This window comes from Halorubrum xinjiangense, from assembly GCF_049604745.1.
Lineage (GTDB): Archaea > Halobacteriota > Halobacteria > Halobacteriales > Haloferacaceae > Halorubrum > Halorubrum xinjiangense_A.
The window spans coordinates 1,117,798-1,130,623 of sequence record NZ_CP187140.1 but is presented as its reverse complement, the minus strand read 5'-3'; the positions used below and the strand labels follow the sequence as shown (position 1 = coordinate 1,130,623).

At 62.8% G+C, this 12,826-nt stretch carries 14 protein-coding genes and 3 pseudogenes; 10 read left to right on the top strand and 7 right to left on the bottom strand.

What is annotated here, in order from left to right:
- Window positions 1-184: 184 nt before the first annotated feature.
- From ACOZ35_RS06710 to ACOZ35_RS06700, 3 genes and pseudogenes are all read left to right on the top strand, one after another.
- Window positions 185-1,330, top strand: a complete 1,146-nt coding sequence (locus ACOZ35_RS06710) for an ISH3 family transposase (RefSeq protein WP_424013255.1) — start codon at window positions 185-187, stop codon at window positions 1,328-1,330.
- A gap of 183 nt (window positions 1,331-1,513) precedes the next feature.
- Window positions 1,514-2,335 (top strand): annotated as a pseudogene (locus ACOZ35_RS06705) (RNA-guided endonuclease InsQ/TnpB family protein); the annotation flags it as partial.
- Window positions 2,304-2,795 carry a class I SAM-dependent methyltransferase gene (locus ACOZ35_RS06700; protein ID WP_424015632.1) on the top strand — a complete coding sequence of 164 codons (492 nt, stop codon included), beginning with the start codon at window positions 2,304-2,306 and terminating at the stop codon, window positions 2,793-2,795. The pseudogene ACOZ35_RS06705 and the gene ACOZ35_RS06700, both read left to right, overlap by 32 nt.
- A gap of 239 nt (window positions 2,796-3,034) precedes the next feature.
- Here ACOZ35_RS06700 and ACOZ35_RS06695 read toward each other — a convergent pair whose 3' ends face one another.
- The 3 genes from ACOZ35_RS06695 to ACOZ35_RS06685 form a co-directional block, all read right to left on the bottom strand.
- Complete coding sequence (locus ACOZ35_RS06695) at window positions 3,035-3,439, bottom strand: helix-turn-helix domain-containing protein (protein ID WP_267664935.1); 405 nt, start codon at window positions 3,437-3,439, stop codon at window positions 3,035-3,037.
- A 126-nt stretch (window positions 3,440-3,565) separates the two neighbouring features.
- Window positions 3,566-4,153, bottom strand: coding sequence for a DsrE/DsrF/DrsH-like family protein (locus tag ACOZ35_RS06690; protein WP_267664937.1), 588 nt, complete (start codon window positions 4,151-4,153; stop codon window positions 3,566-3,568).
- Between the two features lie 2 nt (window positions 4,154-4,155).
- Window positions 4,156-4,401, bottom strand: coding sequence for a sulfurtransferase TusA family protein (locus ACOZ35_RS06685; protein ID WP_026046107.1), 246 nt, complete (start codon window positions 4,399-4,401; stop codon window positions 4,156-4,158).
- 247 nt (window positions 4,402-4,648) lie between these two features.
- Here ACOZ35_RS06685 and ACOZ35_RS06680 point away from each other — a divergent pair, with 247 nt between their 5' ends.
- From ACOZ35_RS06680 to ACOZ35_RS06665, 4 genes and pseudogenes are all read left to right on the top strand, one after another.
- The gene (locus tag ACOZ35_RS06680; protein WP_424015631.1) at window positions 4,649-5,842 is read left to right on the top strand and encodes an MBL fold metallo-hydrolase; all 1,194 of its coding nucleotides are present in this window, start codon (window positions 4,649-4,651) and stop codon (window positions 5,840-5,842) included.
- 8 nt (window positions 5,843-5,850) lie between these two features.
- Window positions 5,851-6,408, top strand: a complete 558-nt coding sequence (locus ACOZ35_RS06675; protein ID WP_267664942.1) for a YeeE/YedE family protein — start codon at window positions 5,851-5,853, stop codon at window positions 6,406-6,408.
- A complete protein-coding gene (locus ACOZ35_RS06670) occupies window positions 6,409-6,867 on the top strand; it encodes a YeeE/YedE family protein (protein ID WP_267664943.1) in 459 nt (152 codons plus the stop codon).
- Between the two features lie 12 nt (window positions 6,868-6,879).
- Window positions 6,880-8,044, top strand: a pseudogene (locus ACOZ35_RS06665) (anion permease).
- Window positions 8,045-8,070: 26 nt separating this feature from the next.
- Here the strand turns inward: ACOZ35_RS06665 and ACOZ35_RS06660 are convergent.
- A pseudogene (locus ACOZ35_RS06660) lies at window positions 8,071-8,845 on the bottom strand (universal stress protein).
- A gap of 271 nt (window positions 8,846-9,116) precedes the next feature.
- Here ACOZ35_RS06660 and ACOZ35_RS06655 point away from each other — a divergent pair.
- Both ACOZ35_RS06655 and ACOZ35_RS06650 read left to right on the top strand, forming a co-directional pair.
- A complete protein-coding gene (locus ACOZ35_RS06655; protein ID WP_267664948.1) occupies window positions 9,117-9,281 on the top strand; it encodes a DUF7512 family protein in 165 nt (54 codons plus the stop codon).
- The gene (locus tag ACOZ35_RS06650) at window positions 9,271-10,329 is read left to right on the top strand and encodes a sulfite exporter TauE/SafE family protein (protein ID WP_424015630.1); all 1,059 of its coding nucleotides are present in this window, start codon (window positions 9,271-9,273) and stop codon (window positions 10,327-10,329) included. The genes ACOZ35_RS06655 and ACOZ35_RS06650 overlap by 11 nt, the downstream gene beginning before the upstream one ends.
- Window positions 10,330-11,069: 740 nt before the next feature.
- On the opposite strand, the gene ACOZ35_RS06645 is transcribed toward ACOZ35_RS06650, so the two are convergent.
- From ACOZ35_RS06645 to ACOZ35_RS06635, 3 genes are all read right to left on the bottom strand, one after another.
- Window positions 11,070-11,432, bottom strand: coding sequence for a hypothetical protein (locus tag ACOZ35_RS06645; protein ID WP_424015629.1), 363 nt, complete (start codon window positions 11,430-11,432; stop codon window positions 11,070-11,072).
- Between the two features lie 50 nt (window positions 11,433-11,482).
- Window positions 11,483-11,746: an AbrB/MazE/SpoVT family DNA-binding domain-containing protein gene (locus ACOZ35_RS06640; protein ID WP_267664952.1), complete on the bottom strand. Its 264-nt coding sequence runs from the start codon at window positions 11,744-11,746 to the stop codon at window positions 11,483-11,485.
- 224 nt (window positions 11,747-11,970) lie between these two features.
- On the bottom strand, window positions 11,971-12,525 hold the full coding sequence (locus ACOZ35_RS06635; RefSeq protein WP_267664990.1) for a site-specific integrase: 555 nt from the start codon (window positions 12,523-12,525) through the stop codon (window positions 11,971-11,973).
- Between ACOZ35_RS06635 and ACOZ35_RS06630 the strand changes: the two genes are divergently transcribed.
- The gene (locus ACOZ35_RS06630) at window positions 12,448-12,657 is read left to right on the top strand and encodes a hypothetical protein (protein ID WP_267664953.1); all 210 of its coding nucleotides are present in this window, start codon (window positions 12,448-12,450) and stop codon (window positions 12,655-12,657) included. The two genes, ACOZ35_RS06635 and ACOZ35_RS06630, sit on opposite strands and share 78 nt — an antisense overlap.
- Window positions 12,658-12,826: the final 169 nt, after the last annotated feature.

The window sequence follows — 12,826 nt, the reverse complement described above, 5'->3', positions numbered from 1 at the left end:
GGGGTGGGTGGGTCGGTAGGTGGATAGCCGTATCGTGCTGACTTGTCTAGGAAATAAATCGACTGTCTCTAGACACACAAAATTGTGCGTGGATTGTACTGGGGAAAGAAATATACAGTATCTGGACTGTCATGAGGCTCAGTCGATCACATCGGGTTAGAGGAAGTGTCTGCTTTGGGAAGATGTGCAACAACCCGAAGCAGACAGCGAGATAGAGGAAGAGCACCTGCTTAATTTTGTCGTCAACAGTCTTGAAGAGGAGCTTTCGGTAGATCTCGGAGAAGACGTTGAGGTCTCTACGGAGACATTGTACGAGGTCCTCGCCGGCGCCAGCGCCGGCGGGACCTCGATCAATCACGTCTGCGAAACGACTGACGACTCACCACACGCTAATACCGTCCGTGGACATCTCACCGATCAGTTTGAACTGGATTCGGTTGAATCGGTTGGAGACACGCTGCTTCAGCGAGATACGCTTGAGACACTTCCAGATCGACCGGTGGAGGTCTGCGCAGACCTCCACCTCGATCCCTACTACGGTGATGAGGACGAAACCGAGGCTCTGTACTCCTCACAGGCCAAGCGTGGAACAACGACGTTTCACGCCTATGCGACGCTCTACGTACGTGTCCGCAACAAACGATACACGCTGGCGGTTCGCCAGCTTGTCGCTGGCGATACCACCAGCGATGTCCTCGCTGAGTTCCTCGAACTGCTCGACGGCCTTGACCTCGGCGTCAAGGCCGTCTACCTCGATCGTGGATTCTACAACAGTACCTGCCTCGGACTGCTGTCCAAGCACAACTACGCCTACGTCATGCCGATTGTCAAGTGGGGCGAGACGATTCAAGACGAACTCAACAGAGGCTGGAGCCGCGAGATCGAACACGATCTCGCCGGTGAGGTGACGTTCCCCGTGTTCATCGACTGCGTCTACCAGCAGGGACGATACGACGAACACGGGGTGGCGCGTCACGGCTACGCCGCTGACGCGCCGTTCATCGACACACCACGGGATGCCCGAGAACACTACAGCAAGCGCTTCGGCATCGAGTCGAGCTACCGATTAGCTAAGCAGAGCCTCGCTTTCACCAGTTCTCAGGACGCTGGGCTCCGGCTGATGATGTTTGTAGTGAGCCTACTGCTTCAGAACAGCTGGCGATATCTCCACTGGAAGTACGTGGCGGCGCCCCGCCGCGGGGGGCGCCGCCTCTTGCAGTGGTCGTTCACGGAGTTCTGCGAAATGACGCTTCGCGCAGCTTGGACAGCACTTGGTGTGCGTAGGTCTGTTCCAGCGAACCAGTCACTTGACGACCGGTTCTTCCGGTAGCTGTCCACCGGTCCGGACAGCGGTCGTGAGTGGCGACGCCGTCGCGTCGGCGGCAGTCCGCCGCCGACAGCGGCGATCCATCCCGAAAATCATGCTCACTAGCGGTTCGAAGATGCTCCACAGCTAGTTCGGTTTGGTTCACCGTGATCAAACGGGGTTACGCGGCTGTCGATGTGATCGACTGAGATTCGTTACCACCGCCCGATTCCTGACCACGCCACCATCAAAGAGGTCACGTTCAAGAAGGAGACGACTGGCGAGTGGTTCGTCTCCTTCGGCCTCGAAACCGACGACGCCGATCTCCCCGAGAAACCCGACGTGGAATCGCTGGACGCGAGCAACAGCGTCGGCATCGACCTCGGAATACTCAACTACATCCACACTAACGACGGTAAAACCGTGGATTGGCTCGACCTCGAAAACGACTACGAGCGACTCGGACGCGAACAGCGTAAATTATCTCGGAAGGAGAAGGGGTCGAACAACTACGAGAAACAACGAGTCGAAGTTGCCAAAGTCAAGCGTCGAATTCGCCGGAAGGTGCTGGACTACCAGCATAAGATAACGACATGGCTCGTCCGCGAGTACGACGCCGTATTCGTCGAAGACCTGAACGTGAAGGGGATGCTTGAACAGTCGCACAACACTCGAAACAAGCAGGATGCGGCGTGGCGACAGTTCATCACCCTGCTCGAGTACAAAGCAGAATTGTACGGCAGTCACGTCGTGCAGGTCGAAGCCCGAGGCACGAGCAAAAAATGCGCGTCGTGCGGTATGGAGACAGTGAAACCCATCTGGGTCAGGGAACACTCCTGTCCGTCGTGTGGATTTAAGACAGACAGGGACGCGAATGCGGCGATGAACGTCTTACAGAGAGGCTTTGCTGAATTAGGGCTGGGATGGCCCGAAGACACGCCCGTGGAGACTGTGACCGCTACGGACACGACTCACTTTGAGTCCGTGTCTGCAAGTCATGTCGTGGAAACGGGAAGCCTCGGGGCTTGACCCCGAGGCGATTCACATTGACGACGTTGCGCCACACGTCTGTTCGGTGTACGCAATCGACCCCCAAGCGGAGATACACGAGTTTCACTGGGAGGAGGGGGTGCCCGATACTGTCGAGTTCGTCGAGAGCGACGTAGCGGATCTGCCGCTTACCGACGGCGCGCTTGATACCGCATTCTCGACGATGACGTACCATGAGCTCGCAAGCGACAACGCAGTCGCCGAGTTAGCTCGCGTCCTTCGGTCGGGTGGTCGGCTCGTGGTCTTCGACTGGTCGGCTGACGGCGACGGCGAGACTGGCACACCGACCGACGAACGATTCGGCGCCCATGACGCCGCCGAGGCGCTGATGGCCGCGGGTTTCAAGATCTTTTGTGTGGATACTCGGACTGAGACGTTTGCGCTCGTTGCGCTTGCTCCTCGGGGCCAGTTTCGAAGCGGACTATTTACTGAGAGATAGCGAGCCAATTGCTGAGAACCCTGTGAGCGAATCAGCGACGACCGCGACGGTCCAGTCGGCAAGTCCGATCATGAACCTGGCGACCGTAGTCCGCTCATCGGGATCAATGCCACCCTGACGACTACCATGAGCGGTAGTCTAGTGAGAAGCAACTCGCCAAGCGCGGGTCTAACGAGTCCTTGACAACTTCTCCGCGCTGAAGCGCGAGGCTTCCTCTTCGATTCTCGGTGAAAACTGGGCTAGCTTTCGGCAGCGGGAGCAAAATCCTCGGACTGACTGTACTTTGTTTCGAACTCTTGAATGAGTTGACCCATTTTTGCGTACCAGTCGTTCAACATTCGCTGCATCTCCCCCGAAATCTTCTCAGGATCGGTTGGCTGGTAGACGTGGTAGTAGCCACCCTGGTCGTAGTTGATCTGCTCTTCGCTGATGAGGCCTGCCTGAAGGAGTCGCTGGATCGCGCGGTAGGCGGTCGAGCGCTCCCGGTCGACGGCCTCGCTGATCTCGTCGACTGTCAACGGCTCATCGCTCTCGACAAGCCTCTCAAAACAATGCCTGTCCAACGGCTTGAGACCGTGGAAACACTCCAGTAAGCCCTCACACTCTATGTCGCTCTGGAGCTGTTTGGCCAACGAGTCTGGCATAGTATTACGAGTAAGTACGGCCCGTGTTAATAAAACACTTGTGTATATAACCCACAATACTGTATACGAAGCCCCGAACGCGTCGGTTTCGTCGATCACGAACCGCCAGGTAGACTGCGGCGGCGGTTAGACGAGGAGTTGGATGTCCGCCTCGGCCATGTCCTGAATGGCGGTCGCGGCGCCGACGCCGGTGGTGACGCCGTCGTAGAAGTCGTCCTCGTCGTAGTCCATCAGCTCGATGGTCATCTGACAGGCCTGGAACTCCACGCCCATCTCGAGGCTCGTCTCGAGGAGCTCCTCGACCGTGGCGGTGTCGTTGTCCGTGATCCGCTTTTCCATCATCTTCGTCGTCACGCGGTCCATGCCGGGAAGCGCGGCGACGGCGTTGGGGACGGGCATGTTGGGGTTCCCGACGGAGCTGAGCTGGAGGCTCTTCGACCGCTCCTCGTGGAGCATGTCGAGCCCCCAGAAGGTAGTGAAGACGGTCACCTCGTAGCCGAACGCGGCCGCGGTGCTGGCGAGGATGAGCGGCGGATACGCCATGTCCAGCGTCCCCTTCGTGGCGATGATGCTCATCTTCTTGCCGCCGTCCTCGGCGGTGGCCTCGGCGAGCGCGTCCTCGAGCTCGTCGACGCGCGCAGCCAGCTCCGCGCGCGAGGGCGCGCCCTCGGCCGGCCCGTTCTCAGCCGGCGCGTCGGGTGTGTCCGTGCTCATCGTTACTCCGTCTTGCGGACGTAGTGGTTGTATACGTCGTCGCCCTCCGTCTGGTCGACGAGCTCGACGCCCTCGGTGCCGTCGGCCCAGCCGTCGATGTCGCTCATGCTACCGGGGTCCGTCGCCACCACCTCGAGGACCTCGCCCGCGGCGAGGTCGTCGATGGCAGACTTCGTCTTCACCACTGGCATGGGACACGATGCGCCCTTCACGTCGAGCGTCTCCGCGATGTCGAATTCGGCACTCATTGTGTATCTGCCCCGATGTCTGTATTGGAGCTATCGCACAATATTCCCTGGTAAAGTAAAACTGTGTCGGTTCTTGGGAATACTGCTAACTATTGTATAAAGTAAAACCGGTTTAGACGGTTTATGAAACCACTAGGAGCAGAATCGCTCGTGTACACGCGAATCCTGCGGGCGATAGTATTGTTTAAAATTGGAAATACTATGGCAATCCTTTTGTGCGTCGGTCCGATAGAAACGACCGCGAAACATGAACGCCGATGACTTTCCGACTCCGGATGTCGATGTCGACTCCGTCGACCCGGAATCGCTCAAAGACCGAATCGACGCCGGCGAGGACGTCACGATCCTCGACACGCGCATGACATCCGACTACGAGGAGTGGCGCGTCGACGGCGAGAACGTCACGTCGATCAACGTGCCGTACTTCGAGTTCCTCGAAGACGACATCGATGACGACGTCATCGACCGGATCCCCGACAACCGCGAGGTGACCGTCCTTTGTGCAAAGGGCGGCGCCAGCGAGTACGTCGCGGGCACGCTCGCGGAGCGCGGCTACGACGTCGACCACCTCGAAGACGGGATGAACGGCTGGGCGAGCATCTACGAGGCCGTCGAGGTCGACCGCTACGACGGCGCCGGCACGCTCCTCCAGTACCAGCGCCCCTCGTCGGGCTGTCTCGGCTACCTCCTCTACGACGACGGCGAGGCCGCGATCATTGACCCGCTCCGGGCGTTCACCGACCGCTACCTCGACGACGCCGACGACCTCGGCGTCGACCTGACGTACGCCATCGACACGCACGTCCACGCCGACCACATCTCGGGCGTGCGCGACCTCAACGCCGAGGGCGTGGAGGGCGTCATCCCCGACGCCGCCGTCGACCGCGGCGTCACCTACGCCGACGAGCTGACCACGGCCGAGGACGGCGACGCCTTCGAAGTCGGCGACGCGGCGATCGAGACCGTCCACACGCCCGGCCACACGACCGGGATGACCTCCTACCTCGTCGACGAGAGCCTCCTCGCGACCGGCGACGGGCTGTTCATCGAGAGCGTCGCCCGTCCCGACCTCGAAGAGGGCGACGACGGCGCCCCCGACGCCGCGCGCATGCTGTACGAGTCGCTTCAGGAGCGTGTGCTGACGCTGCCCGACGACACCCTGATCGGCGGCGCGCACTTCAGCGACGCGGCCGTCCCGGCCGACGACGGCACCTACACGGCGCCGATCGGCGAGCTCGTCGAGGAGATGGACGCGCTCACCATGGAGGAGGACGACTTCGTCGAGCTGATCCTCTCGGACATGCCGCCGCGCCCGGCCAACTACGAGGAGATCATCGCGACGAATCTCGGTCAGAACGCCGTCGACGACGACGAGGCGTTCACCCTCGAGCTCGGCCCGAACAACTGCGCGGCCAGTCAGGACTCGCTCGCGGGTGACTGACGACGCCGATGGTTGCTGACCCAGTACTGCTTCAGGCGGTCGCCGAGCTGTTCCCCAACGGGATCAGCCGGTACGCCGTCGGCGGGCTGCTCGTCGGGCTCGGGACCGTCGTGATCTACGTCGGCACGGGCATCCCGGCGGGAGCGAGCACGTTCCTGGAGTCGACGCTGTCGTACGTCTCCGACCAGTCGCGATTCCAGCGGTACGTCGGCTCGCGGGACTGGCGGGTCGTGTTCACGGCCGGCATCATCCTGGGCGCACTGGCGTTCGCCGCGACGGTCCAGTCGGGCGTCGTCACGACCTCGCTGTACGAGCCCGGAACGACCGGTCAGCTCTACGAAGTCGCCGGCGTGACGCTGTGGACGACGGACGTCCAGCCGTGGCGGCTGTTCCTCGGCGGGATCCTGGTCGGCATCGGGACCCGCGTCGGGAAGGGGTGTACGTCCGGACACGGCGTCTGCGGCGTCGGCTCGGCGTCGAAGACGTCGCTGGCCGGCGTCGCGACGTTCCTGACCGTAGCGATCGGGACCGCACAGGTCGTCGCCGCGTTGGGGGTGAGCCCGTAGATGGCTGACCGACATCCCTTTTTCAAGCCGCTGGTGTTCGTCGGCGGGCTGATCTTCGGGTTCGGGCTCGGGTTCAGCCACATGGCGCGGCCGGAGGTCGTGGTGAACTTCCTCCTGTTCGAGGACCTCGGCCTCCCGTTCGTGATGTTCGGGGCCGCGATCGTCTCCGGCGTCGCGTTCGCGCTGCTGCCGCGGATCCGTGACACCGCGCCCCTCACGGGGAGCCCGTACGAGCGCCGGCTGAAACCGTTCGACCGGAACGTCCTCGTCGGCGGCGCGGTGTTCGGCGTCGGCTGGGGGCTCTCGGGGATCTGCCCGGGCGCCGCGTACGCCAGCCTCGGGGTCGGCAACGTCACGATCCTGTGGGCGCTCGGCGGCATGTTCCTCGGCGCGTACGCGCAGGGGTACTGGCGGAGCCGCAGTCGAGCCCCCGAGGCCGCCGCGGCGGGCGCGGACTGAGGCCCCGACGCGATGGACCCCGCTCTCGTCGCCCTCTTCGTCGGCGCGGCGCTCGCCAGCCTGTTCATGACGTGGGTGATCGGCGCCGGGTTGAGCGGCGCGACTCCGTTCACCCCGGCCGTCGGCGCGAACGCGGTCGCGACGATGCGGGCCGCGCTGCTCGTCGGCGTCTTTGGCTTCGCCGGCGCTGTCACGCAGGGCGGCAACGTCTCAGAGGCCGTCGGGAGCGGCCTCGCCGGCGGGATCAGCCTGCTCACCGGCGTCATCCTCGTGCTCGTGTTGGGCGCCGGGCCGATGGCGGTCGGCATCGTCACCGGGGTCCCGTTCGCGACCGCGTTCACTGTGACCGGCGCGGTGATCGGCGTCAGGCTCGCGCTCGGCGGGACGCCGGTCTGGGCGAAGTACGTAGAGATCAGCGCCGTCTGGCTGTTGGTGCCGTTCGTCGGCGGCATCGCGTTCGGAATCGCCTCGGTCTTCCCGCGGCCCGGGGTCGCCGAGCGGTACAGCGTCCCGGTCCTTGTCGGGCTCGTCGGCGCCGTCCTCGTGAACGTCCGGTTCAGCTTCCTCGGCGACGGGCCCGCGCCAGGGACCCTCCGCGGGCTCGGACAGCGGAGCCTCTCGATCGAGAGGCTCGCGTCGGCGGTCCACGATCACCGGCCTCGCGGCGCTGGCCGTCGCGACCGTCGTCTGGTGGGACATGAGGCGTGACGAGTCCGGCAGCCTACGGCGTGTGCTGCTCTCGGGTCGCTCGTCGCGTTCCTCGCGGGCGGGAGTCAGGTCGCGCTCGCGGTCAGCCCGCTGCTCCCGCTGCTTGACGGGGTAGGGATGATGTCGACGACCCCGTCTTCGTCGGCGGGGGTTTGAGATGCTCGTCGGCTCGTGGACCGACGCGGCCCGGATGATCAAGTCGCTCTCGCAGGACTACTCGTCGCTCGGGCCGCAGCGCTCGATCTCGGCACTCGTCCCGTCGTTTCTGATCGCGCAACTGACGGTGCTGCTCGGCGTGCCGGTTTCGTTCAACGAGATTGTCGTGAGCGCGATCATCGGGAGCGGCGCCGCCGTCGGCGGTCGGGAGGCCGTGGACGCGGAAAAGATCCTCACAACGGTGGGGGCGTGGGCGGGCTCGTTCGCATTCTCATTCGCGCTCGCGTACGCGACTGCCACGGTCGAGTTATAAACATCGCACGCTGCGGCGTCGACTTTTTAAACAGTCCGGGGCGGCGGCACGAGGAAGACGTTGCCCGTCGCGCGCGCAACGATCTCCTCCGAGACGCTGCCCAGCAGGAGCCGCCGGATTCGGCTCCGACCCTTCGACCCGACGAGGACCGTCGACGGGGTTGCCTCGGCCTCGACGGCGAGGATCTCCTCGGCGGGGTCGCCGCGGCGGAGTTCGGTCCGCGTCTCGATTCCCCAGCCTTCCAGCGTGCTCGCCCGCTCGGCCAACCGCCCCGCCGGGCCGACGCCGTCGTCGGCCCCCACGTCTTTCGGCGATCGGGCGTGGACGAGCGTCGCCTCCTCGGTCGCGTGACGGAGGTAGCAAAAGGCTTCGAACGCGCGGGCGGCGTGCTCGGAGAAGTCGGTCGCGAAGAGGACGCTCCGGGAGAGGTGCTCGCGACGGACCGTCGGGTCGTTGACCGCCCGCTCGACGCGGTTGACTAAAAGCGGGACGACGGTGGTCCGGGCGAGGTTACGCGTGGTCGAGCCGACGACCCGGTTCTCCAGCGGACTCTGTCCCGCGAACGACGTGCGTCTCGACGGCGAACCCCGCGGCCTCGATCACCGCACGGTACCTGTCGAGCCCCCGTCGGCGGCGCTCCTCGAAGTCGACGCCGGGCATCCCGGGGTGGACGTTCGCCGAGACGACCGTGACGAGGTGGATCGTCCGAACGCCGATGCGGCCTAGACAGTCCAGACACGTCTCGTTCTCGATGGCCGCCTCGCTGGCGGCCAACAGGTCGTTCGCGCACAGGGCCCGCATGTCGACGCCTTGGGCGGGCGGCGACAACACGGTTGCGCTCGGCCCGAAAGGCGTGCGGCCGAAGACGTGCGGCGACCGCAGCGCAGACGACGCGCGGGGCCCACCGGATGCGGAAACCTCTCCGTAAGTTATCGATACTCCGACCGGGGTTACCGGAATATAGTATTGTACGATCAGCCCAAAACCGTTATAGGCACGAAGCAGGTAGGAGAGGGTGAAGAGAAATGTGCCAGAATCGAATTTCCGCGTTCGGAAGTCGGAGGATGAGTCAATGGCTGGACTAGAGATACCCAGCTGGGACCCGGAGACCGCCCTGCTTATCGGCGCGATCCTCCTCGAAGCGTTCGTGCTGTACGTGGGCTACGGTGGCCTCGAACGGCTCGTCGGGCCGTACCTAATGGACCTCATCGTCGGGGGTAACGCGAGTGCTCGGTAGCCTTCTCAGCGGGCCCGGCTTCCTAGGGACGAGCCCCGAGATGCTCGCCCTGTTCGCCGGGTTCGGCCTCGTCGTCGGGGTCCTGTTCGGGTTCTTCGGCATGGGCGGGTCGTTCCTCGTCACCCCCGCACTGCTAATGCTCGACTACCCGGCGCCCGTCGCGGTCGGCAGCGGGATGGCGTTCGTCTTCGGGACGGCCGTCATCGCGACGCTGAAACACCACGACCTCGGGCAGGTCGACTACAAGCTCGGCGTGATCATGATCACCGGGACGACCATCGGCATTGAGGCCGGGCGCGCCAGCGTCTACTACCTCGAATCGATGGGGCTCGCCGGCGGCGTCATCAGCGTCGCCTACGTCGTCCTGCTCGGCGGCGTCGGCGCGATGGTCACCCGCGACGCCCTGAAGGGCGACGGCGGGGGCGGCGTTGACCACGAGGCGACCGACAAGGACCTCGACGAGTACGAGATCCCCGAGATCGCGAAGAAGATCCAGCAGACGGTCCGGATCCCGCCGATGGTGACGCTCCGCGGCGACGTCCGCGTCTCCGCGTGGGTCATCACGGCCGTCGCCTTCGCGACCGGCGTCCTGTCCGGGTTCCTCGGCGTCGGCGGCGGCTTCATCCGGATGCCCGCGATGATCTACGCGATCGGCGTCCCGGTGCCCGTCGCGGTCGGGACGGACCTCTTCGAGATCGTCTTCTCCGGCGGGCTCGGGAGCTACCTCTACGGACAGGGCGGCGGCGTGAACCTCGGTATCGTCGCCCCGCTGCTGTTCGGGAGCGCGCTCGGCGCGCGCGTCGGCTCCGCGGCGACCGCCGTCGTCGACGCCGACGAGATCAAGGTGTACTTCGGCGGAATGCTGCTGGTCGGCTCCGTCGCCGTGGGTATCGGCGAGGTTGGCTCGTACCTCGGCAACGCGACGCTCGAGCTGCTCGGACTGGTGCTCGTCATCGGCGCGGCGGTCGTCGTCGCGGCCGCGGTCCTCTACACGACGGTCACGTCGCTCCGCGTGACGCGGCAACAGCAGACGTCGACCGCCGACTGAACCGGGTTTCGCCGTCGGTCCCGCAACCCCGATCTTGTACATTTGCTTCAGAACGGCTGACGAGCGAAAGCGATCGGTCCGTCGTGCGCCGACGCGGTCGGCGCGCCGAGTCTCTCCCGCCTCTCACAGCCGCTCTTGGCCGCCCTCCTGTGCGAGGAGGACGACCATCGAGAGCCGGGAGATGAAGATGAGCGTCGGCATCACGGCATACTGGTAGAGCGCGTCGTCACTGCTCTGATGGCATGAAAGCCTGCTAAGTCCCTAGAGTGTGTAAAGAGGCTCTGGGGCGGTTAAAGGCCGATGACTCAACAGCGTCTTCGAACGAATGGCTCTGATTGGCCTACTGGCAAGGACGCACTATCATGGGAGGTCGCCCGAGTAGGCGTGGCTCCCTTCATATACTTCCCACTCCAGAGGAATCATATCTCGGTCGCGAGTGACAACACTGTCGCGTCGGCGGCAGCGCGCCGCCGACAGCGACGGTCCATCTCGAAGATCACACTCACCAGCGCTCCGAGGACACTCCACGGTCAGTTCAATCTGACTTACTGCCATCAGATGAGATTACGCGCCTGTCGATGTGATCGACTGATCCTATATCCATCTTCAATTAATACCCACATCTGAGTTGTGTAGCGGTGGTGAGTGTCGCTCGTAAGATCAGCCGTTCCTTGTGGATCTTCTGGGCGCCTTCGATCAGCCGATCAAGAAGTGGCAGCGGTGAGTAGCTGACATAGTCACTATTCACGACACGTCGAGTCGATCATAGAATGTCCTCGGTTCGACGATATCGATCCCACGGAACGAGTCGAGGCCGAGCAGATGTCCGTCGCCGGAGACAACGTAGTCGACGCCACCGGCGACGGCCGCTTCGAGGAATTTGTCGTCGTCGGGGTCCGCTCGACTGCCGTAATATCCTCTTGGGGATCGACAAACTCTGAATAGTATCGGATCAGTTCGACTTCTTGTTGTACCTCGTGTTCGCTCATCTGAAAGCGCTCCGGATACTTGAGCAGCGTTTCACGGAACTCGGTGAGCGTTTCCACCGAAACGACGACCTGGTACTCGCGTTCGAACCCCTTGACCAGCAGTTTGTGTGGCACGCCCGTTGCGATAACACCCGAGATGAGAACGTTCGTATCCAACACCGCCCTCATTCGTCGCTGCTTCGCGCCTCGTGGACGAGTCGAGTGACCTCATCAAGAGACATGTCGCTCGCGTCTGCTCGATTCTCGACACGCCGTTGAAACTCTTCGATCGACGGGAGGTCGACTTTCTTCAACACGAGACCGTACTCCGTCGGGACAACCATGAGCTTCGTTCCCTGTTCGAGTCCGAATTGATCTCTGAGTTTACTCGGGATTGTGATCTGTCCCTTCGAGGTTACCGTGGTTACTTCAGGTTGGTCGGAAGCCATCGTCTGTAAGAATTCCTTACTCAAGAGGTTGAATCTACCGGTCAATTCGCAGGCTCGTTCTCACGGCTGGTTCACGGTATCCTACTCGGAATTAATAGAGTCGAGTCGCTGTATCCAATCTCTATATTCAGCAGTCAGTAGCAGCCTATATCACATATCGAATAGTTGTTTCGCTAGGTTGGACAAGAGCCATCTACAAATTGGCCTACGATTAGGCCTATAGATCAGTATAGAGAACGCGACTGAACCGTCGGCTCGAAAACCGGATCCGCACCCGGGTCGGACTCGACATCGCCCGTGACATACGAGATCTTCTTCCGCTCTCGCTCGGCAGCTGCCGGACTCATTTCTCCGAGGTAGTGGTTCCGGAACGTCTCCCAGTCCTCCCACCCACTGAAACTCATTACCACGGCGGGGAGGACGCCGCAGTCCCACAAGAGATGCCCGCCCCACGTCCGCCGGAGGTCGTGGACGTCGAGGTAGGTCCATCCCTCGTCACTGGTTGCCGCGTAGCGTCGCTCGCCAGCTCGCTTCACCCAGCGATAGATCGAGTTCGGCTCAACGCCAACGACTGGCTCGTCGGGATCGCACTCGTACGAGAGTGTTCGAACGGAACTGGCGAGTTCTTTCGGGATCGGCGTCTCCCGATATTTCCCGCGCTTCGCGTAGTCGTTCCACACGCCGAGGAAGCCGTCGGGGGCGTGCGTAAAGTCGTTGCTGGTGACGCTGGCGATCTCTTCGCGACGGATCCCGGCCTGAACGCCAAGTCGGAACGCGATCTCCTGCTCGGGAGACTTCGCCTCGTCGATGAGCGCTGCGACCTCATCGTTCTCGTCACTCTGGCTGGGCCAGACCCGCTTCCCGTCTCGTTTGCGGTAGTCGTCGAGTCGTATAGTAGGCTTAGCAAGTAGAAGCTACTAAAAAACGTGTAGAATAGATGCCTGAGGGGCAGTTTGAGAGTTAGATCGGACTAATCGGTAGGCGAATACCGGATTCTACTACCCCAGATCGGGGGCCACTACTGCGACCAACAATCTGCTTCCTATGAGCGTACTCGAAACGGATAGTCAGCTCTATCCC

Bases quoted from the DNA above. Each gene is read 5' to 3' on its own strand.
- ACOZ35_RS06700 (WP_424015632.1), top strand. From the start codon at position 2,304: ATGTCGTGGAAACGGGAAGCCTCGGGGCTTGACCCCGAGGCGATTCAC.
- ACOZ35_RS06695 (WP_267664935.1), bottom strand. From the start codon at position 3,439: ATGCCAGACTCGTTGGCCAAACAGCTCCAGAGCGACATAGAGTGTGAG.
- ACOZ35_RS06690 (WP_267664937.1), bottom strand. From the start codon at position 4,153: ATGAGCACGGACACACCCGACGCGCCGGCTGAGAACGGGCCGGCCGAG.
- ACOZ35_RS06685 (WP_026046107.1), bottom strand. From the start codon at position 4,401: ATGAGTGCCGAATTCGACATCGCGGAGACGCTCGACGTGAAGGGCGCA.
- ACOZ35_RS06680 (WP_424015631.1), top strand. From the start codon at position 4,649: ATGAACGCCGATGACTTTCCGACTCCGGATGTCGATGTCGACTCCGTC.
- ACOZ35_RS06675 (WP_267664942.1), top strand. From the start codon at position 5,851: ATGGTTGCTGACCCAGTACTGCTTCAGGCGGTCGCCGAGCTGTTCCCC.
- ACOZ35_RS06670 (WP_267664943.1), top strand. From the start codon at position 6,409: ATGGCTGACCGACATCCCTTTTTCAAGCCGCTGGTGTTCGTCGGCGGG.
- ACOZ35_RS06655 (WP_267664948.1), top strand. From the start codon at position 9,117: ATGGCTGGACTAGAGATACCCAGCTGGGACCCGGAGACCGCCCTGCTT.
- ACOZ35_RS06640 (WP_267664952.1), bottom strand. From the start codon at position 11,746: ATGGCTTCCGACCAACCTGAAGTAACCACGGTAACCTCGAAGGGACAG.